Raw genomic sequence first — 24,793 nt, 5'->3', positions numbered from 1 at the left:
GGCTTCCAAATAATCACAAGCTTCAGCTCGATAGTAAATCTCTGAGCCGCTTTGATGCACGGGGCGAACGACTGTCGAGAAATGCGCGCCGGAGCTCCGTGAACTGCGGATCACTTGTTACCGCCCCCGCTTTCTGCCATGCGCTCACCGCTTGCCATAGTCCGGAGACGGACAGAGCAATATGTGTAAGCTCAATTTCGAGCATCCGCTGCTGGCCAGCCGGGATATCCCTCCAGCCTGGTTGGTGTGTCAAAAAAGCGTAGTTGAACTCGGCGGGATCCAATTTCTTGGCAAGCGGCTCAAGCGTTAGTGGATTTTCCATCAACAGAGCTTCCGCATCGAGGATGCCCATCCCCTTATGCTCCGTATCCTCGCCAGGCTTCCTTACGGAGTTCCTCAAGGCCAGGCGCACCACTTCAACTCGCTGCCAGCCAGGCATGCCCTTGAGGTTGGCCCAGTATTTCTGCATGTATAACGCCACAGCCGCGCTGACCTGTGGCGTGCAAGCAGAGGTGCCGCCGCCGTCCAGGTCGTAGCCATCTGTCTCGTAGGGACCCGGATCCCCATCGGTATCCGTACGGCATCGTGCCCAAGGTACGTTCGGCGTATATGCGGCGATAACATGCCCCATATCCTCGACAGGCCCCCAGTTTCCTTCCATCACACTCAGTCCAAAGTGGGAGTCGTAGTAAGGCTCGTCATCGAAGGTTACGCCCGCAACGCCGATAGCTTGCGGATAACGCGCGGGCCATACGACCGGCTTGTACGGTTGACCGCCGAAATTGTCTCCGGTTGCTGCGCAAAGCACTACGCCTGCTTCATAGGCTGCGTTTACCGCGTCCGCCCAGCTCCGTGTTGGCAGTCCACCGTGACAAAGATTAATGACTTGCACTCCCTTGGAAACGGCGTAATTGATCCCCTTGGGAATGACGCTTGTCCAGATGTGCCAGACGTAATCGGAGATGCGTACGGGCAGGATTTGCGCAAAAGGTGCGCCACCGAGCTCCCTTCCAGTCAGCGATGCGTAGCCGCCCGCAAGGATGCAAACCGTCCCGGTGCCGTGCCCAGGTGATGAAAGGAAGGAACGTGACATGCCTGGGTCGGAGACATCCCTATCTGGTGGATCGCTGGTGTAGTTCATGCCCAGCTCCCAGAGCATGTTTTTGGGCAGGCCAACGTGTTTTGGGTTATAGCCTGTATCCAGATGACCAATCGTGATTCTGAAAGCTTCTGGCGGGATGTCTCCGATCGCCTCTCTTGCAATTCGCAAGCCAGATTTGTCGAGAAACCAATCCTTTGCCACAGCCGAACCGTGTGGCGGCCACATACATAGCCATTCGCCTTTCTGACTGTGGCAAGGAGCTACAGAGTGTTCGATCTGTTGTTCGAGTTCAGGCGGAATTACAGACTGAGAAAAATCCGGCTCTGCGTAGGTCTCGCGCGAAGCATTGTCATCGAGCAAGTGTTCGACGACAGCATGCGCCGCGTCCCAGCCCTGCGCTGACGGATCGATAGATGTATCCGACGCCGCTCGAATAAAGGTGCCGGCATCCATGGGAACAGAGGTCCATTCGAAGCCGCCTCCTGCCGGCATGTCTGGTTCGCGATTGGCTCGCTCCAACTGTGGAGTGGTCGAACGCCGAAGGTCACGCGTTCGAATCGGCACATGAGTATCGATGCGGAAATCCACCTCGTGCCTGACAAGTACGCCCCGTGCGTTACCTAAGTACATGGCCCATGCTCCGTAAATTCGCTTTACAGGACTGATTTGCGCTTCACCATCTGTGCTAAATGCCAACACTGGCTTTGTCGTTAATTACAGTCGAAGCAACTGCTCGAACTTCTCGACTGCGTCGCGGCACAACCATGGATCGCTCTCGTGACGCTTGACACGCTCGTGCTAGCGAAAGTGAGCTTTCTCACTCGCTGAGACGCATCCGTCGATCAACTTGTCCCCATCCAGTATCGTTCTGGCCTGCAATCTGGCAGCTCGCGAGAACGACCAGATTGACGATACGCCTCACCATTGGATAATCAACATACCAATTGGCCTATTAGCGCCTAACATGTTGACGTAACTGGCTCGTGAGAATGAACCCCAGACCTGACCCGGCTACGGACCGAATCATGGAAGTCCTCAATGTCCTGCCCGGATTGAAAGAAACCATCACACCCAAACGGCATTCAGAGCACTAAAATGGCCCAGATCACTCGTGCGCAAGGAAACACGCTAATGAAGAAACTGGCCAACGGGTTCTTGCTTGGGGCTCTGCTGATAAACGCCGCCCACGCACAAACCAACGCAGGCGATCAGAAATCCGATCCCGATCTTCCTTTCAACATGACGAAAGTAGCCAGCTTCGATCTGCCTTGGCGCATCGCGTTCCTGCCCGATGGCCGCATGCTGGTGACAGAGAAAGTCGGTCGCCTGGATCTGGTGACCCCGCAAGGCGCCAAGACCGAGATCAAGGGTGTGCCGGCGAGTTACGTCGAAGGTCAGAACGGCATGCTGGGCGTCTTCCTTTCGCCCCACTACGCCCGTGACCACAGCGTGTACCTCACCTATGTTGCACCCGGTGACTATGGCGGCGGCCTGGTCATGGGCCGGGGTCGACTCGTACTGGATGGCGATCAGCCCCGTCTGGACGGCTTCGAGGTGCTGTGGCGCCAGATGCCTACGGGCAAAGGCGGCCAGGCCGGCGCACAGATCGCCTTTTCGCCGGACGGCAAGTACCTCTTCCTTACCGTGGGCGATCGCCAGCGCTTCACGCCCGCGCAGGATCCCGATCAGCCGGTGGGCAAGATTCTGCGGCTGACGCTGGACGGCAAACCCGCGCCGGGCAATCCATGGGCAGGAAAGGTCGGTGCTCGAACCATTCCGTTGATCGATCCGGCGAAAGATACTGAGGCCGCGAAAACGGCGCCTGTCGTCAGCACCTATACGTTCCCCGGCCCCAACCTCACGCCGGCAGAAACTTGGTCCGTCGGTCACCGCACACCTTACGGCCTCGCCTTCGGTCCTGACGGCCGACTGTGGGAACTTGAGCACGGTCCTCGCGGCGGCGACGAACTGAACCTGATCGAGCGTGGCAAGAACTACGGCTGGCCGCTGGTTTCGTATGGCATGAACTATAACGGCGTGCCGATTCCCAGCCCCGATACGCGGCCCGATCTCGTCAAGCCTGTGATCTATTGGGTACCGGTGATTGCGCCGGGCAATCTCATGTTCTACAAGGGCAGCCTGTTCCCGCATTGGAAAGGCAGCGCCTTGCTCAGCGGCCTTGTAAGCGAAGGAATCATTCGCGTCACCTTTGACGGCAAGGGCGGCGCCACCGCGGCCCAGCGTTGGAGTGTCGGCAAACGTGTCCGCGATATCGAAGAAGCGCCGGATGGTTCGCTCTGGCTGCTGGAAGACAACGCACCCGGCGGCCTGTTCCACCTCACGCCGAAATAATCCGGCCCTACCCTCGGGCTCTGAAACTCAATCGGGACACCCACCATTCTATGGAACATGGGTGTCTCGCTTTTTCCTCGCCGCTTTTCCTTGCACATCGAAGGACACGCGCAAACGCTGATAGCTCCGCGAGCGCTTCGCGAACCCCTAACCTGCCTTCTTCAATGCCGCTCCGAGGAAGCGTTCGACGATCTCCGGCAACATCGGATCGATGGCGATCGTGTAGTGGGTGGTGTTGGGCAAGATGGCGAGCTCATTTGCGGGCCGCAGGGAGCCATCGATCCCGGCGTCGCGCTGGCCACCTCCCAATGCTTTCCAGAACTCGATCATATGCTCGGGCCGGATGGCATCAGCGTCGGCAAAGACCAGCAGTGTGTGTGCCTGAAGCTTGGCGACATCGGCGCTCCAGTCGAAGGGGCGTTTGGTCATGTCGCCGACCTTCCTGAAGAGGTTGGTCCAATCGACATCGGGATAGGCCTGCCCTAATGGCGATGCCTTGACGCCAGGGCCGATCGTGGCAGCGTTGGCCTCCAATTGTTTGAAGGCGGCCACTGCCTCTGGATAAAAGCCGTCCTGCTTCATTGCAGCGGACACGAGCACCAGCCGGTCGACCACATCCGGATGTCGGATAGCGGTCTGCAGCGCGACGCTACCGCCAAGCGAATAGCCCATGACGTCGGCCTTCTGGAGGTTCAGATGGCCGATCAGCGCAGCTATGTCATCGCCCATCGTTTCACTGCGCAGTGGCCTGTCAGTGTCTGGCGTGCGTCCATGTGCCTGGAGATGGACGGCGATCACCTGCCGTCCCTTGGCCAGTTTGACCAGATTGCTTCCGAAGCTGCCCGGGTCGATGCCACCATGGAGGAGAATGAGCGGCTTACCGGCGCCATGCACGCTGTAAAAGAGATGCTGGCCGTTGACGTCGGCAAAATGCTCGTTGGATACGGCGAGCGTCTTCTTGGCTTGAACGGGAAGGATCGCAGTCAGCACGGCGGTCGCCATGACAGTCTTCAGAAAATCACGTCTGAGCATATCGTCCTCACGTGCTGCCGAATGAGTCAGTGCGGCGGTGATCCGCCAGTGGCTGCGGTGTGGTCACGATCTGCCAGCGAGCAACTCATCCAGCTGCGCGAACTGTTCGGGCAGGCCTTCCGCCGAACCAGCGAGAGCTTCTTCGAGGGCTGCTGTCGTGGGGTAGAGTTCGTGCAGCGTGACCAGCGTTTTGCCGGCCTGTTCTTCGAACGTTACCGTAGTCACGGCGCCCTGATCGCTTTCCTCGTTCGTCCATACGAGGCGCTTGTTCGGCGTTACTTCTTTATACGTACCGAAGAACGCCATCGGCTGATCGAAGGCCGGGTGGCTGAACACAAGGCGATACGTACCTCCGGCGCGAACATCCATGTCGCACGAGACCAGCGACATGCCCGCGGACTTCGGCACCCACCAGAGCTTGAACAAATCGGGGTTGCTCCACGCCTCGAAGACGATGTGCGCTGAGGCATCGAACGTTCGCGTTACGACGAGTTCGTAATCGGATTTGCGTTTCACGGCGGTGCGGTTCATGGCGGCGGGGCTACCTTCTTTTACGTTGGTCATCTGCCTTCTCCTTGCTTTTCAAGTGTTCGACAAGTTTGTCCAGCGCATCGAAGCGCGCGCTCCAGAGCTGGCGGTGCTGCTCGATCCAGGCGGCCTCTTCTTCCAGCCGGCGCTGTCCAAGCTTGCAGGTTCGTACGCGCCCAACCTTTTCCGTCGCCACGAGCCCTGCCTGCTCCAAAACGTTGATGTGCTTCTTCATGCCCGTGAGGGTCATGTGAAACCGTTGGGCGAGGTCGGTGATCGAGGCGTCTGAATCTCCAAGCTGCTCCAGTACGCCGCGTCGGGTGACATCGGAGAGCGCAGCGAACGTGGCGTCGAGGCGGGCTTGATAGTGAACCATGTGGTTCACTGTACGGCGCGTCTGGGTGATTTGCAAGCGGATGACTTCAAGGGCCCCGCGCTCGAAAACTTGACGCTATCACTGGTAAGAAATTAGAGTGAGCACTCACTTTATTTTTGATGCTCATGGACCCCTCCTTCGGAAATGCTTCCCGTCGCCGATTCTTGAAGCTCGGCCTGACCGGTGGCCTGCTGCTCACGGCTGCCCCGCTCGCGCGGCTGACGGGCTTCGGAGTGCACAGTCCATCCAAGCTACCTGTCCGGTTTTCGACCCCACTCCCCATTCCACCCGTGCTGGAACCGTTCCGAGTCGACGAGACCGGCGTCCATTACGAGCTGGAGCAACGCGAGGACGTGGCCCATCTCTTTCCAGGTCAAGCGACCCGGATATGGGGCTATAACGGTTTGTTTCCCGGGCCTACCATCCGTGCCCGGCGTGGCGTTCCGGTGCATGTGCATCACACCAACCACTTGAGCACCCCAACGGTCGTGCATTTGCATGGCGGGCGCACGCCAGCCGATTCGGACGGATTCCCTAATGACTTTGTCATCCCCCGTGGCTTTTCGGCGGCTGATTTCCCTATTTGCGGCACCAGCAATCCGGACAGCCTGAAGAAGCTGCAGGATTTCGCCAGCAGCGCCACCTATACCTATCCGAACGATCAACGTGCAGCGACGCTCTGGTATCACGACCACGCGATGGGTGGCACCGGCAAAAACGTCTACATGGGTCTGGCGGGCTTTTACCTGATCGATGACGAGGAAGCGTCCGCACTGCAGTTGCCCGCCGGAGCGTTCGATGTCCCATTGATGATTTGCACCAGGCAATTCGACGATGCGGGGCAACTGGTCTATGCCGACCATGGCAAGCGCGGCGCGAGCGGCGACACGGTGCTGGTCAATGGCGCACCGTGGCCCGTGTTCCGCGTCGAACGGCGGCGCTATCGCTTCCGCCTGCTCAATGCCTGTAATGCTACCACCCTGACGCTGGCACTCAGCGAAGGCTCGATGACACTTATCGCCACCGATGGCGGCCTGGTGGAGCAACCGTTATCCCTCGACACACTGCCGCTTGCTATGGCGGAGCGCGCCGAAGTAGTGATCGATTTCTCACGTTATCCGGCCGGGCACCAGGTGATGCTGCACAATCGGGAAGCACTCGGTGCGCTTGGTGACATTCTGCGTTTCGAGGTGACTGACGCGACCGGAACGGACGACTCCGCCGTACCGGCGAAACTGACCACCATCGCGCCGTTGACGCCGCCCAAGGATGCTCGCGAGCGCAGCTTTGTCTTCGGTGCCAGACCCGAGTTTGTGTTGCGGGTGCCGCCTATCTATTGGTCCATCAATGGTCAGCGGTTCGATCCCGAACGAGTCGACGCCGATCCCGTACTGGGCGACGTGGAAGTGTGGCGATTCATCTATGCCAGGACGATGTTCCCTACGTCGGTCCATCCGGCCCATATTCACGCGGTCCAGTTCCAGATCCTTACTCGCAACGGTGAACCGCCTGCGCCACATGAACGCGGCTGGAAAGACACCGTGCGTCTGGTTGAAGGAGACGACGTTCGGGTAGCGGTGCGTTTCGATGCTTATCCGGGGCGCTACCTGCTTCATTGCCACAACCTGGAGCACGAGGACCACGACATGATGGCGCGCTTCGACATCCGCCCCGCGGCTCAGAACCCGGTTTAATCGAGGAGACATTCATGCGGGTCATCATTATCGGCGCGGGCATCGGCGGCCTGTGCCTCGCCCAGGGTCTTCGACGTTCAGGCGTCGAGGCGGTCGTGTTCGAACGCGCTGCTTCTGCGCAGGCGCAGATCAGAGGCTACGGTATCCATCTGGACCATCACGGCATGACAGCCCTCAAGGCTTGTCTGCCGAAGGCGATTTTTCCCGAACTCGATCGTGCAGCGAGTTATGCAGGTACGGCCGCACGCTTTTTTGATCGACGCCTTCATTTTCTGGCGTCCACAAGCGAACGGGCACCCGACGGAATGGGTGGTCACACCCTTTCACAACGCCGCGGCATCGGGCGAGCATTACTCAACCGCTTGCTGCTCTCCGACTTGCCCGATGTGCATTGGAACAAGACGTTTCAGCGATATGTGGTTGGTGCAGATGGCCGGGTCACCGCGTATTTTTCAGACGGTAGCTCGGAGACCGGTGATCTCCTTGTCGGTGCCGATGGCAGTAATTCGCGCGTACGCCAGCAGTATCTCCCCCATATCGAACGGATGAATGTGGGAGTCACCGCCATCGCCGGACGCTACTCGCTCTCGCCGGAACGCAAAGAAGCATTGCCGGCAGCGCTGGTGGATGGGGCGCCCAATATGCTCGTGCCCTCCTCGCCTGACTGGCTGTTCTTTTCCGCGTGGCTCACGCCGAAAGGAGCTTCCAGCGACGAGCCACCAAGTAACGCCAGTGATTATGTCGTCTGGGCATACGTGGCCAATGCTCGTGCACTACCCGCCCATCTTGATGCAATGAATGACGCGGCATTACAGGAAATGGTGCTGAAGCGTACGGTCGGCTGGTCCGATCAGGTACGCACCCTCATACAGGACGCCGAGCCTGGTTCGCTATCGGTTATTCCACTGAAAAGCATGCCGCACCTCGAACCCTGGCTCGCCTCGTCCGTCACTTTGCTCGGCGATGCCATTCACAACATGACGCCTATGGCTGGCATTGGCGCGAATACAGCCTTGCGCGATGCGGCTAGCCTGATGCAATGCCTGTCGGTGGTGATTCGTGGCGAAGTACCGCTGAAGGACGAAGTCGCTCGTTACGAAGAGCGCATGCGCCAGTATGCAAATCCCGCTGTATTGAAATCACTTGGCAACGCGCAGCGCGCCGGTTCAGGCCATCGCTTGAGCCGCGTTGTATTTCGCACTTTACTGAGACTCTCCGGGAAACTGCCTTGGGTCGAGCGTCGACTGTTTCGCGGGAACGATCATAGACGCTCCTGGCGTCCCGAGACAGCGTCCAACGAAGACACGTCTCCATAGCAGATCAGCGGCATGGTTAGCGTTTGGTGCGGGATGCTTTCGTTTTGACGGCAGCACTCTTGCCCGATGGGCCGGCAACTTTTCTGGACGTCGCCGGGGTGGCGCGATCGTGATTCACACCAAGCCCTGCGATCTGGCTGGCGACCAGGCGTTGCGCGAATGTTTTGGCGGACACGTCCGGAAAGATCGACATCCCGGTAGACCGCATGGAGAACACCCATTGGAAACACGGCGCCATCAGCGCAAATGCTGCGAGTGAAGGTTCTATTGCTGCATTAATTCGCCCAAGTGCCTGCTCGTTTTCAAGATAGTGAGCAATGGCACGAATCATGTGCTGAGGCCCTCCTTTGCGCAGGTCTACAGCTTCATGGTGGCGCGCCAGAAGCTCGGCATCGGCGAACACCGAAAGAATGACCGGAAGCACATCGTCGTAGAACGTGATCACGCCACCGGCAATCTCAACAAGATTTCGCTCAACGGTCTTTGTGCCCGCTTCAGGTATCGTGAGCAGAAACTTCGGTGCTCGCTCCAGGATAACCGCCAGGACCAGATCGTCTTTACGGGCGAAGTGATTAAACAGCGTGCCTTCCGCCAACCCGGCGGCTTTGGCGATGTCCTTGGTCGTCAGGCGGGCAACACCGCGCGTACGAAGCAGATCTTCCGTGGCAGCGAGGATGCGCTGCCGAGTGTTGGCGGCCATGGCTATTTCCGGTAAAACCCAACGGCACGTTAGGGAGGTCCGCGGCGATCGTCAACCATCGTTGTTGGCTCCGAAATCGGCTGAATTTAGCTGGCCCGCCGGAAGCGGCCCGGCGACAGGCCGACGCGCTGACTGAATACGCGCGAAAAGTGCTGCTGTGTCTTAAAACCACAGCGCTGCGCGACATCAAGGATGGAAGCGTCTTCGTCTTGCAGCAGTGCCTTCGCGCGACTAACCCGAAGACTTAGCAGGAACTCATGGGGCGTCGATCGGAAGGTGATGCGGAAAGCGCGAGAAAGGTGGGAAGCGCTGAGGTCCGCTACCGTTGCCAGTTCGATCATGGAGATCTCCGTGGCGAGATTGTCCTGCACGTATTCCGTCAGACGCCGCGCAACGCCGGGTGCCAGGCCTCCCCTTGCACTCCGTATCGGTGGGACATCACTCCGTCCCGTAGCATGACGAGCCAGGTACGACGTCATCGCTTGCTCGATTCCATCGACAAACAGGCGCCCGCTCGGATAGCCCGCATGGGCTTCGGCATTCAAGACATCGAGCAATCCGCTCAGCCGGGGGTCTAGAAACCCGGGGCTTGGCGCGAGCTCGATATCCGCCCTTCCCCACAAGGCCTCCGAAGCGAGCGAGAGCGCTCTGCCGTCGATCTGTACGGAAAGCTGGTCCGCCGCTTCTATCCACTCCACCGACTCGACCTGGCGCCGCAAGGAAACCACCACGCCTCGCCGTGGAATGTGAATCCGTTGGGTGCCTCTTCCTTCACTCCCGTGCAGCACAGTGGCGCCTGCGGGGAAGTACGTAAGCACATGGCTGGCGAATTCCCTCGTGCAGGTCTCGCCACGCTCCATGTGTTGGGATTCGACCAGGAAACTCGGAGAGGGCGAATGGACCGATGGCCCCAAGGCATACAACGGCTCGAAGGTATCGTTGCGCAGGACTGAAATTCGGCCTTGGATCATGAGTGTCATTTGATGCAATGAGGGAGGGTTGTAGCAGGTGCGGATAAAACCCGTCACGGGGGGATAAACGTGGATCGAGTTGCCGCCCTAACCTCGTCATTTTACCCACCCTGGATATCCTCAATGGCGATCCCCGTCTTCAAATCTACGAGAAATAACGAATACCTGCTCTTTGGCGTGCACTTGAAAGTGCTCCTGACAGCCGACCAAACCAACGGCCAGTTCAGCCTCGTCGAAGGCACGATGCCACGCGGTGGTGATAGCGGACTTCATGTCCATCACCGTGAAGACGAATCCATGCACATCTTGGAGGGATCGCTGGAGGTGACGATCGGCGCCGAGACACAAGTTCTTGGCGCTGGCAGTTCCTACTTTGCGCCGCGAGGGATTCCGCACCGCTTACGCAACCTGGGAGACACGCCCATGCGTTCATACATGATCGCCACGCCGGGAGAGTTCGCGAATTTTGTGATGGAAGCGGGCATCCCGATTCCCGAATCGGGTGAAATGCCGCCGGTCACGCCGCCGACGCCGGCGCAAATGGAAGCGATCGGGAAGCTGCTGCATAAGTGGGGCATCGAGATGCTCGTCGCCCCTGGCGCATAGGGTTGCGGGTGTTGGCCACTGGCGCCGTCGGCGTGCTTCTAGCTCAAGGGCATGGGGGTGGTTAAGAAGATTTAATCACCTCCGTCCCAGGTTTCGGATTTCGCCAAGCGTGTTGCTCGTCATTGCTGCAGCCGGCAGACTGCCCTGCACTCACGCACAGCCGTTGCTCGGCCTAAAGGAATCCTGACGTGGAATGGAGCGACCTTCGTATTTTTCTCGCCGTCGCCCGCGAGGGCTCGCTAGGGGCCGCTGCTCGCGTCATGGATATTAGCCATCCCACTGTCGGTCGGCGGATGCGCGTGTTGGAACAGGACGTGGGCCAGCCGCTTTTCCAGCGGCATAACAACGGGGTACTCCTTACCGAGGCTGGGTCTACGGTGCTTCAGCTCGCGGAAGAAATGGAGATCTCCGCACTGACCATCCAACGTCGATTGGCTGGCGAAGACAGTCGACCTGTGGGGCCGTTACGCATCTCCTCGGCAGACTGGTTTGCAACCTACGTCTTGCCACCTGTCATTGAAACGCTACTGCGCGATTACCCTGGCGTGCTGCCAGAACTCATGGTCAGTTCCCGGCGATACGATCTTTCGCGCCGAGAAGCTGACGTGGTGTTTCGGGTGGTGCCCTTCGAGGAGCCAGGCGTAGTCCAATGTCGGCTCCTGCGTGTCGCCTACGGTCTGTATGCCAGGGATGGTTCGGCGCTCCCCATTCGCGGCGATGGCAAGGAGTCGGGCCTGCTGCTCATGGATACGGCAATGCATAGTTATCCCGAAGTGGAATGGCTCCGAGACATCCTGCCGAATGCATATCCGGTCGTCATCGCCAATCACCGGGCCCTGCAAGCACGGTTATGCCAGCAGGGCATGGGGTTGGCCGTGCTGCCCCGTGTGGTCGGCGACGCGACGATCGGACTGATGCACATTGATCTGGGCGAAGCGCCACCCTCCCGGCACATCTGGATGGGCTACCACGAGGACATGCGTGGCATGGACAGGATCCGGGCACTCGCGGATATCGCTAAACGTCTGCTCGGTGACGCCGATGATGCGGAGCCCGAACAATAGTGAAGGGGTGACGAACGTTCGTGTCAGTGTGCACCTGGGTTCGTAATCGTCAGGCTAGAGCTCCCCTTACTTCTGAGCCTTGACGATGTGCGACGACAGCCTGTCCGTGTCTGTGCAGTCCTTTCCTGAAAGCCATCCGGTGTCTGCCGAGGCAGACTTTCATCGCTTCCAGATCGGAAGGATGACAATCACGGCATTGTGTGACGGGCACTTCCCGCTATGTGCCCAAGACATACTGCGCAGTGGCGAATCGCCACTGGACAAGCTCTTGATGAACGCTCGCCTGGGCAATGTCGTGCCCAGTCATGTCAACGCGTTTCTGATCGATGATGGCCTGCACCGCATTCTCATCGATACCGGCGCGGGCGAACTTCAGGATGCAACGTTGGGTCGACTGGGAGCGAGCCTGCTATCGGCAGGCTATCAACCAGCCGACATCGATATCGTGTTGGTGACGCATCTCCATGCCGACCACATCGGCGGCCTGACCCGGCAAGGCGAAGCGGTATTTCCGCGCGCTGTCGTCTATGTGCCGCGTGAGGAGGCCGCGTTCTGGCTGGAAACATCCGATCGTGATGTTGTCGACCCTAGTGTGCGGACGACGTTCGACCATGCTCACCGGATGCTTGCGCCGTATGTCGCTGATGGGCGCTGTCGCTGGTTCGGCCCAGAGACCTCCTGGTACGGGGGCCTCACACCGGAATGGTTGCCGGGCCACACCCGTGGCCATACCGGATACCGTCTGCAAACAGGCGAACGGGATATCGTGTTTTGCGGAGACCTTTTCCACGTGGCCGCCGTACAACTTGCCGAGCCCGATGTGACCGTCTGTTACGACAGCGAGCCCATGCAGGCGAAAGCGACAAGGCAAGCCTTTCTGGCAGAGGCCTGTCACCGTGGAGACATCGTAGGCGCCGCTCACGCACCGTTCCCCGGGCTCGGACATATTTACAAGAGCGCACGGGGATACGTATGGCATCCCGTAGGCTAATCCTTGCCGGCGGTGCAGCAGCGTTTCCTGCCACCTGGCGCGCTACCCGCTCGCCCCGTGCGCCTCAAGTCACGTGCGGATTCCTGGTGTTTTATAGCTCCCTGCCCTTCCCCCGACCGGGCTTTGCGCGCGTCGGACGACCCATCATGTATTCCGGAGATTCCGGTATGGCTCGGTTTTTTTAAAACCCTAACCTATGTCCACCGCAACACACCGACCTAACCGCTTCGAACTTCACTACAGGAATCTCTCTCATGAAACTCGTTCTCGCCGCTCTCATCTCCTCCGCTCTCGCCTTCGGCACCAATGCCATGGCCGCAGAAAAGCCGCCGATCGTGCTGGTCCACGGCGCATTCGAAAACGCCTCTGTCTGGGGCCACGTGACCGCCAAGCTTCAAGCCGATGGCTATAAGGTCGTAGAGGTCAATCTGCCGGGCCGCCCGGGGAATCCGGCCGCACCCGACAAGGTCAGCCTGAGCCTGTATGGCGACACTGTCGTCGGCGCGCTGACGAAGCTCAACCGTCCCGCGGTGGTCGTGGGCCACAGCTTTGGCGGTATCGTGATCGCCGACGCGGCTGAAAAGGCGCCGGCGAAGGTCAAGACGCTCGTGTTCACGGCTGCCTACTTGCCGCACGATGGCGACTCGCTGGTGTCGATGGCGAATAAAGACGCCGATGCCAAGATTGGTCCCCACCTGCAGATCAAGAAGGAACAGGGCATCGCCTCGATCGAGTACTCGGCGCGCGCGGATCTGTTCGCCAACGGCGCTCCCGAAGGCCTGCGCAAAGCGATCCCCGACTTGATCCTGGACGAGCCGCTCGCGCCGTTGGCCACGCCTGTGCACGTCACCGCAGGCAAGTTCGGCAAGGTCGACAAGGTCTATATCCACACCGCCAACGACCAGGTGATCAGCCCGTCCTTCCAGGCTCAGATGGTCGCCAGCACACCGGTGCGCCGCGAATTCACCGTGCAGACCGGCCACACGCCGTTCCTGACGGCGCCCGATGAGCTGGCCGCGGATATCGAAGCCGCCGCCACCCGCTGATACCGTCGATCCACTCGCACGTACGGGGCGGTAAGACGTATCGCCCCGTACGTGCACTCATTTTGCACATCTCGCAGGAGTCGCTCATGTCTCACAATATTGAACACAAGCCTTTCAATGGCGTGCGTATCGAAGTTACCACCTCGACCGGTTTTGACGAGGTACTAAGCCGCCTTCGTTCCCTGATGGGACGTGTCAGCACGTCGGAGATCGTGACTCTGGCGCAAACGGACATCTCTGAAGCGGAATTCGTCCGTACCGTGCAAGAGCGGTTCGAAGGAGAAAGTGGTTTCATGCTGTTTGCCGAGATCGACCATGGCGGCTGGCTATCTAAATTCCAAATCCAACGTCGCACGGTTCGCTGGATTCTTGGCAACCCGGTGATCGCCGTCACGATGATTCGGCATGACATCACCGCAGGTCTTTTCGCGCCCGTGGAGATCCTGGTCACGGAAGCCGAGGACGGTCAGGGCACGATGGTGACGTACGTGCGTCCCTCTTCGCTGATGGTGATCGAGGAGAATCCGCCACTCCTGGCCATGGCGACGCTACTGGACGCCAAATTCGACGCTCTCATTGCTAGCGCTACCCGTTCCTAAGCAACTAAGCGAGCCTCGAATAACCTCAGTTTTTATGTCTCGTCATTCCGGCGCAGGCCGGAATCTAGTGGCTCTGCATTCGGTTATCGCGAAAGTCTGCAAGCGTCTGCTCTATCGCGAAAACTGAAAACTGATGCCACTGGGTTCCGGCCTGCGCCGGAATGACGAGTAGGAGAGGTTTTTTTTTGAGATCCGCCGAAATCGGAAAGCGTTTGAGCAAAAATACTGCCGGGCTGATGCACGGTCAAACTGCAGTCGTCTGAATCTTCGCCTCGCTGGGCGCGTATCCGAAGTGGCTCTTAAACGCCCGGCTAAAGGCAGCATCGGAGGCGTAGCCTGTTTTGTACGCCGCCTCTGTCACCTTGAGCCCGCCACTGCGAAGCATGTCCGCAGCGATGGTCAGGCGCCACCGGGAAAGGTAACGCAGCGGCGGCTCACCGACGGCTGCGGTAAAGCGTTCGGCAAAGATCGAACGCGACATCGCCGCTACGGAGGCAAGCATCTCGACCGTCCACCGCTTGAACGGGTCTGCGTGCATCGCTGCCAGCGCACGTCCGATCCGTTCCTCAGCCAACCCCCCAAGCCATCCTACGCGGTTCGCTTCGCTGGCCGCCCAGCTGCGCAATGTCCGGATAACGAGCAGATCGATCAGCCGGGAGATCATCAGCGACGACCCTGGATCGGGCCGCTGTGCTTCGTCGACGAGAAAGTGCGAGATAGCTGCAAGCCATGCCGGCGCACCTGCATCTCCCTTCGGGATGTGGATCAAGGCAGGAAGCGCCGACATGACCGCAGGCAGCGGGCTGCCCTCGAAACTGAAAAAACCACAAACCAACTGGCTTGTCGGCCCCTCCCCGCCATGGTGGAGGATGAGCTTGTCGCGATCGAAATGATCGGAAGCAACGGCGTCAACGTTATCGATCGGCGAGCCGGCCGCATCCGTGATGGTGTGACCTTTCCCGAGTGGCAAAAGCACCAGGTCGCCGGCGTCGATCCACAGAGGCGGATGGCCCGCAGGCGTCACCCAGGCTCCACCAACCTCCACGAAACAAAAATGCGCGGGCCCCGGCGGAAAGCGCAATCCCCATGGCTGGCTCAGGCGTGTCGTGTAGACGAGATCCCCGCGCAGCCTGATCAGGGTAAGCACCTGCGAAAGCACATCGGTACGCGCTGCGGACATTCCGAAATCGGCGGTCATGTCGGACGATCCATCATGTAAACGGGAGGCCATGATATATCTCATCGTCGGTGCTCTGACTACTATTTTCTCACGGCATTGAGCCGCTCACTCACACTAAAGAGAGGATAATCGTCATGAGCCACGCAAATTCAGTTGAAACGAACAACAACGGCAACATTGCAGAAAAGCCGGCCGTCATTCTGGTGCACGGTGCTTTCTCCGATGGCCAGGTCTGGGGCTACGTCGCCGGAAAGCTTCGCGCTGCAGGTCACCCTGTCGTCACTGTCGACCTGCCCGGCCGTCCGGGCTCGCCCATAGCCGCCGACCAGGTCAGCCTCGACCTGTATCGCGATACGGTTGTCCAGGCTTTGAACAATGTTTCGGGCTCGGCGATTCTGGTGGGCCACAGCTTTGCTGGCATCGTTATCGCTGCCGCGGCCGAACAGGTGCCAGAGAAGATCAAGACCCTGGTGTTCACCGCTGCCTATCTGCCGCAGGATGGTGATTCTCTGCTGTCGCTGGCCCAACAGGACCATGACGCCAAGATCGGCCAGCATCTGACGATTGATAAAGAGCGGGGGATGGCCGTGGTGGAATACGCGGCACGCGCGGAACTCTTTGCCAATGACGGCCCCGCTCCGCTGAAGGCAAAACTGCCCGATCTCATCCTTGACGAACCGGCAGCACCGCTGGTTACTCCGGTCCGCGTGACTGCCGAGCGGTTTGGCAAGGTCGACAAGATCTATGTGTCCACTCAAGTGGACCAGGTCATCAGCCCCGCTTTCCAGGCTCAGATGATCTCGCGTACTCCGGTGCGAAAGGTCGTCTCACTCCAGACCGGTCACCTGCCCTTTCTGACGGACATCGAAGGCATGGTGCAGGCGATCGAGAACGTTGCGGCCTGAAGCTTGCGCATTCGATGGAATACCGCGGCGGGAGTCCCCTCAAAGGGTTTCCCGCCGTGAATTTTGTTTCGAAGCATCCGTCGCCGCTGGCGTGGTTAGCAAGGTTCAGTGATAGCCACGGTGGATGTCCTCGATATTCGCAGATATCCACAAACGCTGAGCGCAATATCTATGGGGCTGCTCAATTTGGTGCAGGCCAGCTGAGCATGGCCAGATGAATGGTCTTGTGAAGATCTTTCGTTGAGACGCCGCTTGCCGCCTGCACCGATATGCCCTGGGACACTGTGCCGAAATAGCGGGCCAGTGCCTTGATGTCGGCTCCTGCAGCCAGCTCTCCTTGTTTCTGAGCTCGTTTCAGGCACGTGCGGAACATCTCCACACCCTGCTCGCGAATCTCACACAACGCTTTGGCGACCCGCTGCGATTCTGCATTGCCGACAAGCGCGCCTTGGATAAATAAACAACCCCGTGGCGATCCGGGCATGCTCTGGAATGTGGCTAATGCTCGCAAAAAGGCCTCGACCCCTTCGCGTGCGGAAGGTTGCGACAAGGAGGGTGCAGCCGCTTCAGTCAAACGCTCCTGATATCGCGCCAGTGCCTTGAAGAACAGTTCTTCTTTGCTGCCAAACGTGGCGTAAAGACTTGGCTTGTTGATCCCGACGGCCTCTACGAGATCCATCAAGGATGTGCCCTCGTATCCCTTGGCCCAGAACACTGCCAGAGCCAAGTCAAGGGCTCTATCTGCATCGAACTCTCTGGGTCTTCCGATTGTAGCCATCATACCCATCCGTCACTTTTCTTACCGGTCGGTATATTAAACCATTGACTTCGGCTCGTCCACGTGCAGATACTTACCGATCGGTATAAAACTCTCTTGGAGAAAGTCATGGCAAGTCGTTTGAACGGTAAAGTGGCCTTGGTGACCGGTGGAAGTTCGGGCATCGGCCTGGCAACAGCAAAGCGCTTCGTGGCGGAAGGCGCGACGGTTTACATCACGGGGCGCAAGCAAGCGGCACTGGATGCGGCAGTCGCTTCGATAGGTGGCAACGTCATCGCCGTGCGGGCAGATTCCAGCGTGCCGGCTGATCTGGACAAGCTCTTCGACACCATTCGCGCTCGCAGTGGCAAATTGGACGTGTTGTTCGCCAATGCGGGGATCGCTGCGTTCGTTCCTCTTCCGGCCGTTACGGAAGATCACTACGACAGCATCATGAATACGAACCTCAAGGGCGTCGTGTTCACGGTCAAGCAGGCCGTCTCGCTGCTGCCCGACGGCGCGTCGGTCATTCTGACGTCTTCCACCGCGGGCTATCGCGGCATGGAGGCGTTTAGCATCTACAGCGCCACGAAAGCCGCGATCCGCCAGTTGGCTCGCGGTTGGATTCTCGATCTGAAGGCCAAGAAAATTCGTGTAAATGTGATCAGTCCGGGCATGGTGGACACACCGGCAATCGATGGATTGGCGGGCGAGGCAGCGGCGGGGATGAAGGCGCATGTCGCGTCTCAGATTCCTCTGGGCCGCATCGCGCTCCCAGAGGATGTGGCTTCGGCCGCGCTCTTCCTCGCCTCCGATGAGGCTGCCTACATCAACGGCATCGATCTGCCGGTGGATGGCGGAGCCAGCCAAATCTAACCAGGCGACCATGGCTGAGATCCAGCCATCGACTTGTTTGGTCCGCGGTGTCATCGAAGAAAATTTGCGATGGCGCCGCGTTGATAACGGCCCCTGCGGAAGAACTCATCATGCTTCAACACGCATTCCCTCCCATGCCCGAACGTGAGTCCGACAGGGAGGTCCAACCTGTTGCCCTGATCGAGAGCTATCACGCTCACATCTACTTCGATGGGCCTGAGCAGAGCCAGTGGGCACTAGCGTTGCGATCGGATATGGCAGAACGTTTTTCAGTGCTGATCGGACGCTGGTGGGATCGCCCCATCGGTCCCCATGCACGCCCGATGTATCAAGTGGCCTTCGCGCCCTCGGAGTTCGCGCGCGTGGTGCCCTGGCTCATGCTCAATCGCGGCGACTTGTCGGTGCTGGTGCACCCCAACACCGGCCGTCCACGGCGCGATCACCTCGCCAGCGCATTATGGCTGGGTGACGTGCTTGGCATCACCGCTGATCCGTATCTGGTGGATCAGGAGGAGCCCGAGCCGGCGCCCCTCCCCAACACGCATCCGACGATCACGCCATGACTCATCTGCCCTATCGTAACGCCCTCATTATTGGCGCCGGCCCCGGCATCAGCGGGTCGCTGACGCGTCTATTGCGCGCAACCGGCATCCCGGTAGTCATGGCTGCCAGGGATCCACACAAGCTTGCATCGTTGGCGCGGGAAACAGGTGCCATCGCGCTGCCGGTCGACGCCAGCGATTACACCCAGACCGAGCGGCTGTTTGCCGAAACCGAATCCCGTATCGGCGCACCGGAAGTCGTGATCTATAACGCAAGCGGAAGGCTTCGTGGCTCCATCGCCGAGCTCGATCACGCACAGGTTGAAAAGGCGGTAGCGGTAACGGCGCTGGGCGCGTTCTACGCGGTCCAGCACGCGGCCAAACGAATGATCCCCGCGGGTAAGGGAGCCATCCTGTTGACGGGAGCCACGGCGGGCATCAAGGGCTTTGCGCTTTCGGCGCCCTTCGCCATGGGCAAGTTCGCGTTGCGAGGGCTCGCGCAAAGTGCGGCACGCGAACTGATGCCCAAAGGCATCCATGTCGCTCACATCGTGGTCGATGGCATGGTGCGCGGCGCTGACGCCGATCCATCGGATGCCACGCTGGATCCCGACGCCATCGCTCAATCCTATATGGACCTGCTGCGCCAGCATCGAAGCGCCTGGTCCTGGGAAATCGAAGTCAGGCCATGGACTGAACGATTCTGATACCCAGGCGGCCATCACCGTTGGCCGCTGACTGTGGCAGCTCTTCTTGCGCAACCGACGGCATGCGCGGCGCGCGATCAACATCATCTGGAGACAACCTTCATGCGCTACAAGCTCTTTGGTAAACACACCGGCCTGCGGGTCTCCGAACTGGTTCTCGGCGCCGGCAATTTCGGAACACGCTGGGGACACGGGGCGGAGCCGGACGAATCGCGTCGCATCTTCAACGCCTACGCTGAGGCCGGCGGCAACTTCATCGACACAGCCAACGGCTATCAGTTCGGACAGTCCGAGGAAATCCTGGGCGATCTGTTGACTGGACGGCGCGATGACTTTGTGCTGGCCACCAAGTTCACGGCAAGGACCGATCTGAACTCCGGCATCCTGGTCACCGGCAACAGCCGCCGCGCGATGATTTCATCGGTGGAGGCCAGCCTCAAGCGGCTCAAGACCGACCGTATCGATCTCTATTGGGTGCACATGTCCGATGGCGTTACGCCGGTCGAAGAGATCGTGCGTGGCTTCGATGATCTCGTCCGCGCTGGCAAGATCATCTATGCAGGACTGTCCGACTTCCCGGCATGGCGCGTGGCACGCGCGGCGACCATCGCCGAGCTTCGCGGCGCAGCTCCCATCGCCGGTTTGCAGGTGGAGCATAGCCTGGTCGAACGCACCACCGAACACGAACTACTGCCGGCAGGCCAGGCGCTCGGCCTGGGGATTGTCGCTTGGTCGCCGCTTGGGGGCGGCATGCTGACCGGCAAATACCGTCAGGGAGAAAAGGGGCGCGCAGAGGGATTTGGCGGCAAAGTGTTCCAAGCAGAGAACTCTCCGCAACGCACCGCTATTCTGGATACATTGATCGCCGTCGCGACGGATCTTGAAGTCACACCCAGTGAAGTGGCGATTGCCTGGGTAGCCGCCAAGGGACCGCTTCCGATCATCGGGCCACGCACCTTGGCCCAGTTGGAAAACAATCTGGGGGCAATCCAGGTAACGTTGTCGCCTGCCCACATCGCTCGCCTGGATGAGGTGAGTGCGGTCCCTGCTGGGTTTCCTTACACGGTCATCCACGACCCGGGAACCCGCGAACTGTTCACGGGCGGTAAGGCCGAGCAGTTCGATGCACCGAAGGAACCGGTGGCGTGAAACGATCGGCCAGGTCGCACCCTTGATGATCAGAAGCGAGCGCCTTCCCGATAACCGCTCGCTCATCTGAGCACTCAAGGTTGATTGGCGAATTCAGCTGGCAGATGCAGCCCTTTCCGCCTCTGGCCGGGTGCGCTGCATATGTTCGTGGCATAGCTGTTCGACCAGCGCACGATGATCTGGCAGGTCGTGGAGTGCACGAGTAGCCGCCTGCTGGATCATCGCGAACTCCTGGCGTGCCGCTTCCATGTGCGGATAGGCGCTGCGCATGGATTCAAGATCGGTCCGGAACTCCATGCCGTACAGAATGTACTGCCAGCTGGCGGTCATGAACATTTCCAGGTCGCCAACGAAATCCAATCGATGCGGTGGGCGCTGCGTCCACTTCGCGAGTTTTTCCTGCAGGGTTTGCGGGATGCTGGCGACGTCGGCGTTGTCGATCCAGAACTGCGAGTCACGGCGCTGGCTCAGGCAGTAGTGCATCTTGATGAAGTCGATGATGCGGTCGTAGCGTGCAACCATCATCTCGTTGAAATGACGCGCCGTACTTTCCATGGCGTCGGTGTCGCTCGGCAACAGGTGCGTGAGCAGGTAGGTCGCCAGCTCGATCAGCGCGATGCCGGTGGATTCCAACGGCTCGACGAAGCCGCCGGCCAGTCCCACCGCCACGCAGTTCTTGCGCCAATGCTCGGGGCGATATCCCGTCTCGAACTTGATGTGCATGGCCTTCAGGCCCTCGCCGGCACGGCCCAGATAGCGCCGGAAGACTTCTTCGGCGCGATCGTCGGTGGTGTGCCGCGACGAATACACATAGCCGGTGCCACGCCGCTTCTGCAAACCGATGTCCCAGATCCAACCGGCCTCCTGGGCGGTGGAGATGGTGTACGACGGGATCGGTGTATCGGGCGTTTCGTACGGCACCTGCATGGCCACCGCGCGATCGGCGAACAGCACGTCCGCACGGCTGCGGAAGGGTGACTGCATCACGTTGCCGATCAGCATGCCACGCAGTCCGGTGCAGTCTACGTAGAGATCGGCGGTGAGTTCGCCCGCCTCCTTCGTCACCACACGCGCGATGGCGCCGTGTTCGTCCAGCTCCGTGCGCTCTACCGTCGCCACATGTCGAACCACGCCGAGCGCCTGCTGGCCGTGCTCGGCAAGCACGCGCGCGAAGCAGGCGGCATCGAAGTGGAAGGCGTGATTCATCGGCCCCTGATAGTCCGCGTCCCTTGCGCGCTTGGGGCCACGCGAGTGATCGACCAGCGTGCTCTGCATCGACACGGCGTCGGCGAACGGCATGCCCTCCGGTGCGGCGCCGAGCAGCCAGTACGGCAACAGCTCCGGGCCACCCGGACGCTGACTGGGTGCGTTGAATGGATGAAAGAAGTGATCCGCTCCGGGCGTTCCTGGCGGTCGTACCCAGTGGCGATAGTGGATGCCCTGTTTATATGTCGCGGTGGCGCCGACCAGAAAGCGGCGCTCGTCGAGGCCGATGGCCGACAGCGTGCCGCGAATGGAGGGAAACGTGGCTTCGCCCACGCCAAGCAGGCCGATGTCTGGCGATTCCACCAGATGCACCTGCACGCTCCGGGGATCGACCGCGTTGACCGCTTTGGCCAGATAGCACGCCGCCAGCCAACCGGCGGTGCCGCCACCCACGATCAATACCTTCTTCAGACGCGCCATGGTGTCCCCGCCGGTACTGCATGATGAAAGAAAGAATTGCCGGCCCCGCCCCACGCGGACCCGGCAAAGAGCCGTTCAAAGGGAGGATCGGCGGCGCTCACCCAGAGCGTCGCCGGCAGAACGGCAAAAATCAGGCGACACGTGCATCATGGGGGCGCCGTGCATCACCTCAGAACCACACGCCTAGTTGAACGCCATAGGTACGCGGGGCGAGATACTGCGACACGTACTGCAGCGAGCCATCGGACATCAGGAAACGGCCTGCGCTGGTGCGGATCTTGTCATCGGACACGTTCTGCACATACGCGTTGACCCACCACTTGTCACCCGGCTCGGTGTAACGCAGCGACAGGTCCCCACGCGTGTACGCCTTCTGCTGGTCGCCCGAACCCAGGTTGAAGTAACTCAGCCACTGCGTGCTCTGGTACTGCACGCTGATGCGTGGCGTGAGGCGTCCGCCGTTGGAAAGGTGAAAGTCGTGCTCGTAGATGCCGGTGAGCGACACGTTCGGCGCATGCGGCAGATCGTTGCCAGTGACGTTCATGCAGTTGGCGAGATTGGACTGCGGCGGGCATGCCGGCAGGCCCTGGTAGTCGTTGGATCCGGCGTAGATCAGCTTGCCGAGTTCCTTTTTCGGAATAGCCGAGAAGATCAGGTTGAGGCGATCGTCCTTCTGCTGATACGCCAGCTCCGATTCGATGCCGAGCACCTTGGTGCTGCCCCCCACGTTGGAGAAGCCCAGGCCGTGGTTGCCGTCCGGATAGACGATGGGCGCGGAGAGCTGGAAGTTCTTGAAGTCTTCGTAATAGATGGCCGAGTTCCACGTCATATGGCCATCGAGGAAGGAGAACTTGCTGCCGATTTCATAGTTGGTCAGCGTCTCGGGCTTATACAGCGTACCTGCGTCCTGCGTGCCGCCCGACTTGTAGCCGGTGGACACACTGACGTAGACCATGCCGTTTTCGCCAACGTCGGTATCCAGGCGCAGCAGCCAGGTCGGCTTGCTCTTGCTGTACTTGGCGGTGTTCCGCTGCGAGACGGTGAAGCCGTTCGACGGATCCGGATACACGCCCGGAGAGATCGGCACCTGCGGCACGGTCGGGTCGTAGTCCCAACCCCAGTTGATGCCGCCCTTGTTCTCCTTGTCGTCATGCGACCAGCGCGCGCCACCCGTGAGGCGCCAGTGATCGCTGAGATGCCAGGTGGCCTGACCGAACAACGCGTACGACTCCACCGTTTCCTTCGGCTGGATAAAGGAACCCTGCCAGTTCACGGTGCCATAGCGCGTACCGTTCATGATGGGGATGTCGAAGCGGATGTTGTTGTCTTCGTAGGCGTAGTACGCGCCGACGATCCAGTCCACGGTCTGCTGCCCGCTGGACTTCAGGTCCACTTCCTGGCTCCAGCTTTCGTAGTTGGAATAGTTGGTGCGGTCGTCCTGATAGACACCATTGGTGGTGAAGCTGGTGGGTACGCTGACACCGACGTCCTGGTCGAAGTCGCTCTTGCCGGAGTAGCGGTTGTAGCCGGCGATGTAGCTGAGCTGCATGCCATCGTTGATGTTCCAGTCGATGCGGCTGCGCAGCGTCTTGGAGGTACGGTCCAGGTACGGCGCGGTGTCGATCAGCGCGGACCAGAAATCCTGCCCCTGGCGCGGCGTCTGCATCAGGCTGAGGCTGGGCGTGCCGCGATCGACAAAGTACTCGTACGACAGGTTCCACTTGAACGCATCGCTGGGTTGCCACAGCGCACTGACGCGCGCGGCGGACTGATCCTGCGCGTTGTACTTGTTGCCGCCCTGCACGTACTGACTGGGATCGATCGGCTTGAAGTTGGCCAGCGTACCGCCGGAAGCGAGATACGCCTGCTGCTGTTGCGCCACGGTGGGCAGCTCGCTCGACGGATTCTGGTAATCGACGTAGCCATCGTGTTGTTCGTGCACCACGGCAACGCGCATGGCGAAGGTGTTGCTGATGGGCAAGTTGAACGCGGCGCGCGCGCCGATCAGGTTGTAGTTGCCCGCTTCTACCTGCGCATTGCCGTAGAAGCCCGCGCCGATTTCCGGCTTGGCCGTCTGGAAGCTGATGGCGCCGGCGGTGGAGTTGCGGCCCCAAAGCGTGCCCTGCGGACCGCGCAGCGTTTCGACGCCATCCATGTCCAGCAATAGACCCGATGCGGCCTCGGCGCGAGGCGCATAGACGCCGTCGACGAAAGTCGCGACTTCGGGATCGGCGTACTCGGTTTTGGCGCTGTCGTTGCCGATGCCGCGCATGGTCAGCGTCACCACACCATGATCGCCCTCCGACGTACCTTGCAGGCCAGGTACCAATTTGGTCAGGTCCTGCACGGTCATGACGCGCTCCTTGTCGAGCGTGTCCGCCGAGATCGCTGTCACTGCCACTGGCGTTTTCTGAAGAGGCGTCTCGCGTTTGGTTGCACTAACCGAGATGGCATCCAGATTCTTTACTTTCTTGTCGGCGCCTGCCGGATTCTGGGATGGCGGGTTTTGCGATGTCGCGTCCTGGTCGGCTGCAAGCAACGTACCCGGAGCAAGCACGAGTGACATGGCGACATACAACAGCTTGTGATGCAGATTCATCTGGCTCTCCCCTCT

At 60.0% G+C, this 24,793-nt stretch carries 23 protein-coding genes; 13 read left to right on the top strand and 10 right to left on the bottom strand.

Annotated elements, in window-relative coordinates; all coding sequences use genetic code 11:
* Positions 1–22: 22 nt before the first annotated feature.
* Positions 23–1,732 (bottom strand): S8 family peptidase, encoded by a 1,710-nt coding sequence (locus tag ACZ6WW_RS19310; protein WP_465275643.1) that lies wholly within the window; start codon positions 1,730–1,732, stop codon positions 23–25.
* A 501-nt stretch (positions 1,733–2,233) separates the two neighbouring features.
* On the opposite strand from ACZ6WW_RS19310, the gene ACZ6WW_RS19305 reads away from it, so the two are divergent.
* Positions 2,234–3,454: a PQQ-dependent sugar dehydrogenase gene (locus ACZ6WW_RS19305; RefSeq protein ID WP_465275642.1), complete on the top strand. Its 1,221-nt coding sequence runs from the start codon at positions 2,234–2,236 to the stop codon at positions 3,452–3,454.
* Between the two features lie 147 nt (positions 3,455–3,601).
* Here the strand turns inward: ACZ6WW_RS19305 and ACZ6WW_RS19300 are convergent, their stop codons facing one another.
* The 3 genes from ACZ6WW_RS19300 to ACZ6WW_RS19290 all read right to left on the bottom strand — a co-directional run bounded on the left by ACZ6WW_RS19300 (position 3,602) and on the right by ACZ6WW_RS19290 (position 5,390).
* Positions 3,602–4,456 carry an alpha/beta fold hydrolase gene (locus tag ACZ6WW_RS19300; RefSeq protein WP_465275641.1) on the bottom strand — a complete coding sequence of 285 codons (855 nt, stop codon included), beginning with the start codon at positions 4,454–4,456 and terminating at the stop codon, positions 3,602–3,604.
* A 93-nt stretch (positions 4,457–4,549) separates the two neighbouring features.
* Positions 4,550–5,050, bottom strand: a complete 501-nt coding sequence (locus ACZ6WW_RS19295) for an SRPBCC family protein (RefSeq protein WP_465275640.1) — start codon at positions 5,048–5,050, stop codon at positions 4,550–4,552.
* Positions 5,028–5,390, bottom strand: a complete 363-nt coding sequence (locus ACZ6WW_RS19290) for an ArsR/SmtB family transcription factor (RefSeq protein ID WP_465275639.1) — start codon at positions 5,388–5,390, stop codon at positions 5,028–5,030. The genes ACZ6WW_RS19295 and ACZ6WW_RS19290 overlap by 23 nt, the downstream gene beginning before the upstream one ends.
* A gap of 290 nt (positions 5,391–5,680) precedes the next feature.
* Between ACZ6WW_RS19290 and ACZ6WW_RS19285 the strand changes: the two genes are divergently transcribed.
* Together ACZ6WW_RS19285 and ACZ6WW_RS19280 are read left to right on the top strand one after the other, a co-directional pair.
* On the top strand, positions 5,681–7,084 hold the full coding sequence (locus tag ACZ6WW_RS19285; RefSeq protein WP_465275638.1) for a multicopper oxidase family protein: 1,404 nt from the start codon (positions 5,681–5,683) through the stop codon (positions 7,082–7,084).
* A gap of 14 nt (positions 7,085–7,098) precedes the next feature.
* Positions 7,099–8,400, top strand: a complete 1,302-nt coding sequence (locus ACZ6WW_RS19280) for an FAD-dependent oxidoreductase (protein WP_465275637.1) — start codon at positions 7,099–7,101, stop codon at positions 8,398–8,400.
* A 16-nt stretch (positions 8,401–8,416) separates the two neighbouring features.
* Here the strand turns inward: ACZ6WW_RS19280 and ACZ6WW_RS19275 are convergent, their stop codons facing one another.
* Both ACZ6WW_RS19275 and ACZ6WW_RS19270 read right to left on the bottom strand, forming a co-directional pair.
* Complete coding sequence (locus tag ACZ6WW_RS19275; protein WP_465275636.1) at positions 8,417–9,100, bottom strand: TetR/AcrR family transcriptional regulator; 684 nt, start codon at positions 9,098–9,100, stop codon at positions 8,417–8,419.
* Positions 9,101–9,186: 86 nt separating this feature from the next.
* Positions 9,187–10,128 (bottom strand): helix-turn-helix domain-containing protein, encoded by a 942-nt coding sequence (locus ACZ6WW_RS19270; RefSeq protein ID WP_465275635.1) that lies wholly within the window; start codon positions 10,126–10,128, stop codon positions 9,187–9,189.
* Between the two features lie 66 nt (positions 10,129–10,194).
* On the opposite strand from ACZ6WW_RS19270, the gene ACZ6WW_RS19265 reads away from it, so the two are divergent.
* The 5 genes from ACZ6WW_RS19265 (at position 10,195) to ACZ6WW_RS19245 (ending at position 14,377) form a co-directional block, all read left to right on the top strand.
* The gene (locus ACZ6WW_RS19265) at positions 10,195–10,677 is read left to right on the top strand and encodes a cupin domain-containing protein (RefSeq protein WP_465275634.1); all 483 of its coding nucleotides are present in this window, start codon (positions 10,195–10,197) and stop codon (positions 10,675–10,677) included.
* Between the two features lie 188 nt (positions 10,678–10,865).
* A complete protein-coding gene (locus ACZ6WW_RS19260; protein WP_465275633.1) occupies positions 10,866–11,741 on the top strand; it encodes a LysR family transcriptional regulator in 876 nt (291 codons plus the stop codon).
* A gap of 85 nt (positions 11,742–11,826) precedes the next feature.
* The gene (locus ACZ6WW_RS19255) at positions 11,827–12,732 is read left to right on the top strand and encodes an MBL fold metallo-hydrolase (RefSeq protein WP_465275632.1); all 906 of its coding nucleotides are present in this window, start codon (positions 11,827–11,829) and stop codon (positions 12,730–12,732) included.
* Positions 12,733–12,986: 254 nt separating this feature from the next.
* Positions 12,987–13,778: an alpha/beta fold hydrolase gene (locus tag ACZ6WW_RS19250; RefSeq protein WP_281848792.1), complete on the top strand. Its 792-nt coding sequence runs from the start codon at positions 12,987–12,989 to the stop codon at positions 13,776–13,778.
* A gap of 86 nt (positions 13,779–13,864) precedes the next feature.
* Positions 13,865–14,377: a DUF302 domain-containing protein gene (locus ACZ6WW_RS19245; protein ID WP_465275631.1), complete on the top strand. Its 513-nt coding sequence runs from the start codon at positions 13,865–13,867 to the stop codon at positions 14,375–14,377.
* A 244-nt stretch (positions 14,378–14,621) separates the two neighbouring features.
* Here ACZ6WW_RS19245 and ACZ6WW_RS19240 read toward each other — a convergent pair whose 3' ends face one another.
* Entirely contained in the window at positions 14,622–15,575 is a 954-nt protein-coding gene (locus tag ACZ6WW_RS19240) for an AraC family transcriptional regulator (protein WP_465275630.1), read from the bottom strand.
* Positions 15,576–15,691: 116 nt separating this feature from the next.
* Between ACZ6WW_RS19240 and ACZ6WW_RS19235 the strand changes: the two genes are divergently transcribed.
* On the top strand, positions 15,692–16,462 hold the full coding sequence (locus ACZ6WW_RS19235; RefSeq protein ID WP_465275629.1) for an alpha/beta fold hydrolase: 771 nt from the start codon (positions 15,692–15,694) through the stop codon (positions 16,460–16,462).
* A gap of 181 nt (positions 16,463–16,643) precedes the next feature.
* Here the strand turns inward: ACZ6WW_RS19235 and ACZ6WW_RS19230 are convergent, their stop codons facing one another.
* Complete coding sequence (locus ACZ6WW_RS19230; RefSeq protein WP_465275628.1) at positions 16,644–17,240, bottom strand: TetR/AcrR family transcriptional regulator; 597 nt, start codon at positions 17,238–17,240, stop codon at positions 16,644–16,646.
* 108 nt (positions 17,241–17,348) lie between these two features.
* Between ACZ6WW_RS19230 and ACZ6WW_RS19225 the strand changes: the two genes are divergently transcribed.
* The 4 genes from ACZ6WW_RS19225 to ACZ6WW_RS19210 all read left to right on the top strand — a co-directional run bounded on the left by ACZ6WW_RS19225 (position 17,349) and on the right by ACZ6WW_RS19210 (position 20,493).
* Positions 17,349–18,095, top strand: a complete 747-nt coding sequence (locus ACZ6WW_RS19225) for an SDR family NAD(P)-dependent oxidoreductase (RefSeq protein WP_465275627.1) — start codon at positions 17,349–17,351, stop codon at positions 18,093–18,095.
* Between the two features lie 110 nt (positions 18,096–18,205).
* Positions 18,206–18,658 carry a DOPA 4,5-dioxygenase family protein gene (locus tag ACZ6WW_RS19220; protein ID WP_465275626.1) on the top strand — a complete coding sequence of 151 codons (453 nt, stop codon included), beginning with the start codon at positions 18,206–18,208 and terminating at the stop codon, positions 18,656–18,658.
* Complete coding sequence (locus ACZ6WW_RS19215) at positions 18,655–19,344, top strand: SDR family NAD(P)-dependent oxidoreductase (RefSeq protein WP_465275625.1); 690 nt, start codon at positions 18,655–18,657, stop codon at positions 19,342–19,344. The genes ACZ6WW_RS19220 and ACZ6WW_RS19215 overlap by 4 nt, the downstream gene beginning before the upstream one ends.
* Positions 19,345–19,446: 102 nt before the next feature.
* The gene (locus ACZ6WW_RS19210; protein WP_465275624.1) at positions 19,447–20,493 is read left to right on the top strand and encodes an aldo/keto reductase; all 1,047 of its coding nucleotides are present in this window, start codon (positions 19,447–19,449) and stop codon (positions 20,491–20,493) included.
* Positions 20,494–20,586: 93 nt separating this feature from the next.
* On the opposite strand, the gene ACZ6WW_RS19205 is transcribed toward ACZ6WW_RS19210, so the two are convergent.
* Positions 20,587–22,179, bottom strand: coding sequence for a tryptophan halogenase family protein (locus tag ACZ6WW_RS19205; protein ID WP_465275623.1), 1,593 nt, complete (start codon positions 22,177–22,179; stop codon positions 20,587–20,589).
* Between the two features lie 169 nt (positions 22,180–22,348).
* Positions 22,349–24,778 (bottom strand): TonB-dependent receptor, encoded by a 2,430-nt coding sequence (locus tag ACZ6WW_RS19200; protein ID WP_465275622.1) that lies wholly within the window; start codon positions 24,776–24,778, stop codon positions 22,349–22,351.
* Positions 24,779–24,793: the final 15 nt, after the last annotated feature.

The organism is Dyella sp. NPDC103356 (genome assembly GCF_055584465.1).
Note: the sequence above shows the minus strand (reverse complement) of the source record. Positions and strands in the feature narration are given on the sequence as shown.

What these genes read in the sequence shown, in the direction of transcription:
- ACZ6WW_RS19265 (WP_465275634.1), top strand. Translation starts at nt 10,195, where the DNA reads ATGGCGATCCCCGTCTTCAAATCTACGAGAAATAACGAATACCTGCTC.
- ACZ6WW_RS19205 (WP_465275623.1), bottom strand. Translation starts at nt 22,179, where the DNA reads ATGGCGCGTCTGAAGAAGGTATTGATCGTGGGTGGCGGCACCGCCGGT.
- ACZ6WW_RS19280 (WP_465275637.1), top strand. Translation starts at nt 7,099, where the DNA reads ATGCGGGTCATCATTATCGGCGCGGGCATCGGCGGCCTGTGCCTCGCC.
- ACZ6WW_RS19245 (WP_465275631.1), top strand. Translation starts at nt 13,865, where the DNA reads ATGTCTCACAATATTGAACACAAGCCTTTCAATGGCGTGCGTATCGAA.
- ACZ6WW_RS19290 (WP_465275639.1), bottom strand. Translation starts at nt 5,390, where the DNA reads ATGGTTCACTATCAAGCCCGCCTCGACGCCACGTTCGCTGCGCTCTCC.
- ACZ6WW_RS19210 (WP_465275624.1), top strand. Translation starts at nt 19,447, where the DNA reads ATGCGCTACAAGCTCTTTGGTAAACACACCGGCCTGCGGGTCTCCGAA.
- ACZ6WW_RS19230 (WP_465275628.1), bottom strand. Translation starts at nt 17,240, where the DNA reads ATGGCTACAATCGGAAGACCCAGAGAGTTCGATGCAGATAGAGCCCTT.
- ACZ6WW_RS19235 (WP_465275629.1), top strand. Translation starts at nt 15,692, where the DNA reads ATGAGCCACGCAAATTCAGTTGAAACGAACAACAACGGCAACATTGCA.
- ACZ6WW_RS19225 (WP_465275627.1), top strand. Translation starts at nt 17,349, where the DNA reads ATGGCAAGTCGTTTGAACGGTAAAGTGGCCTTGGTGACCGGTGGAAGT.
- ACZ6WW_RS19220 (WP_465275626.1), top strand. Translation starts at nt 18,206, where the DNA reads ATGCTTCAACACGCATTCCCTCCCATGCCCGAACGTGAGTCCGACAGG.
- ACZ6WW_RS19200 (WP_465275622.1), bottom strand. Translation starts at nt 24,778, where the DNA reads ATGAATCTGCATCACAAGCTGTTGTATGTCGCCATGTCACTCGTGCTT.
- ACZ6WW_RS19250 (WP_281848792.1), top strand. Translation starts at nt 12,987, where the DNA reads ATGAAACTCGTTCTCGCCGCTCTCATCTCCTCCGCTCTCGCCTTCGGC.
- ACZ6WW_RS19255 (WP_465275632.1), top strand. Translation starts at nt 11,827, where the DNA reads ATGTGCGACGACAGCCTGTCCGTGTCTGTGCAGTCCTTTCCTGAAAGC.
- ACZ6WW_RS19310 (WP_465275643.1), bottom strand. Translation starts at nt 1,732, where the DNA reads ATGTACTTAGGTAACGCACGGGGCGTACTTGTCAGGCACGAGGTGGAT.
- ACZ6WW_RS19305 (WP_465275642.1), top strand. Translation starts at nt 2,234, where the DNA reads ATGAAGAAACTGGCCAACGGGTTCTTGCTTGGGGCTCTGCTGATAAAC.
- ACZ6WW_RS19300 (WP_465275641.1), bottom strand. Translation starts at nt 4,456, where the DNA reads ATGGCGACCGCCGTGCTGACTGCGATCCTTCCCGTTCAAGCCAAGAAG.
- ACZ6WW_RS19240 (WP_465275630.1), bottom strand. Translation starts at nt 15,575, where the DNA reads ATGACCGCCGATTTCGGAATGTCCGCAGCGCGTACCGATGTGCTTTCG.
- ACZ6WW_RS19275 (WP_465275636.1), bottom strand. Translation starts at nt 9,100, where the DNA reads ATGGCCGCCAACACTCGGCAGCGCATCCTCGCTGCCACGGAAGATCTG.
- ACZ6WW_RS19295 (WP_465275640.1), bottom strand. Translation starts at nt 5,050, where the DNA reads ATGACCAACGTAAAAGAAGGTAGCCCCGCCGCCATGAACCGCACCGCC.
- ACZ6WW_RS19215 (WP_465275625.1), top strand. Translation starts at nt 18,655, where the DNA reads ATGACTCATCTGCCCTATCGTAACGCCCTCATTATTGGCGCCGGCCCC.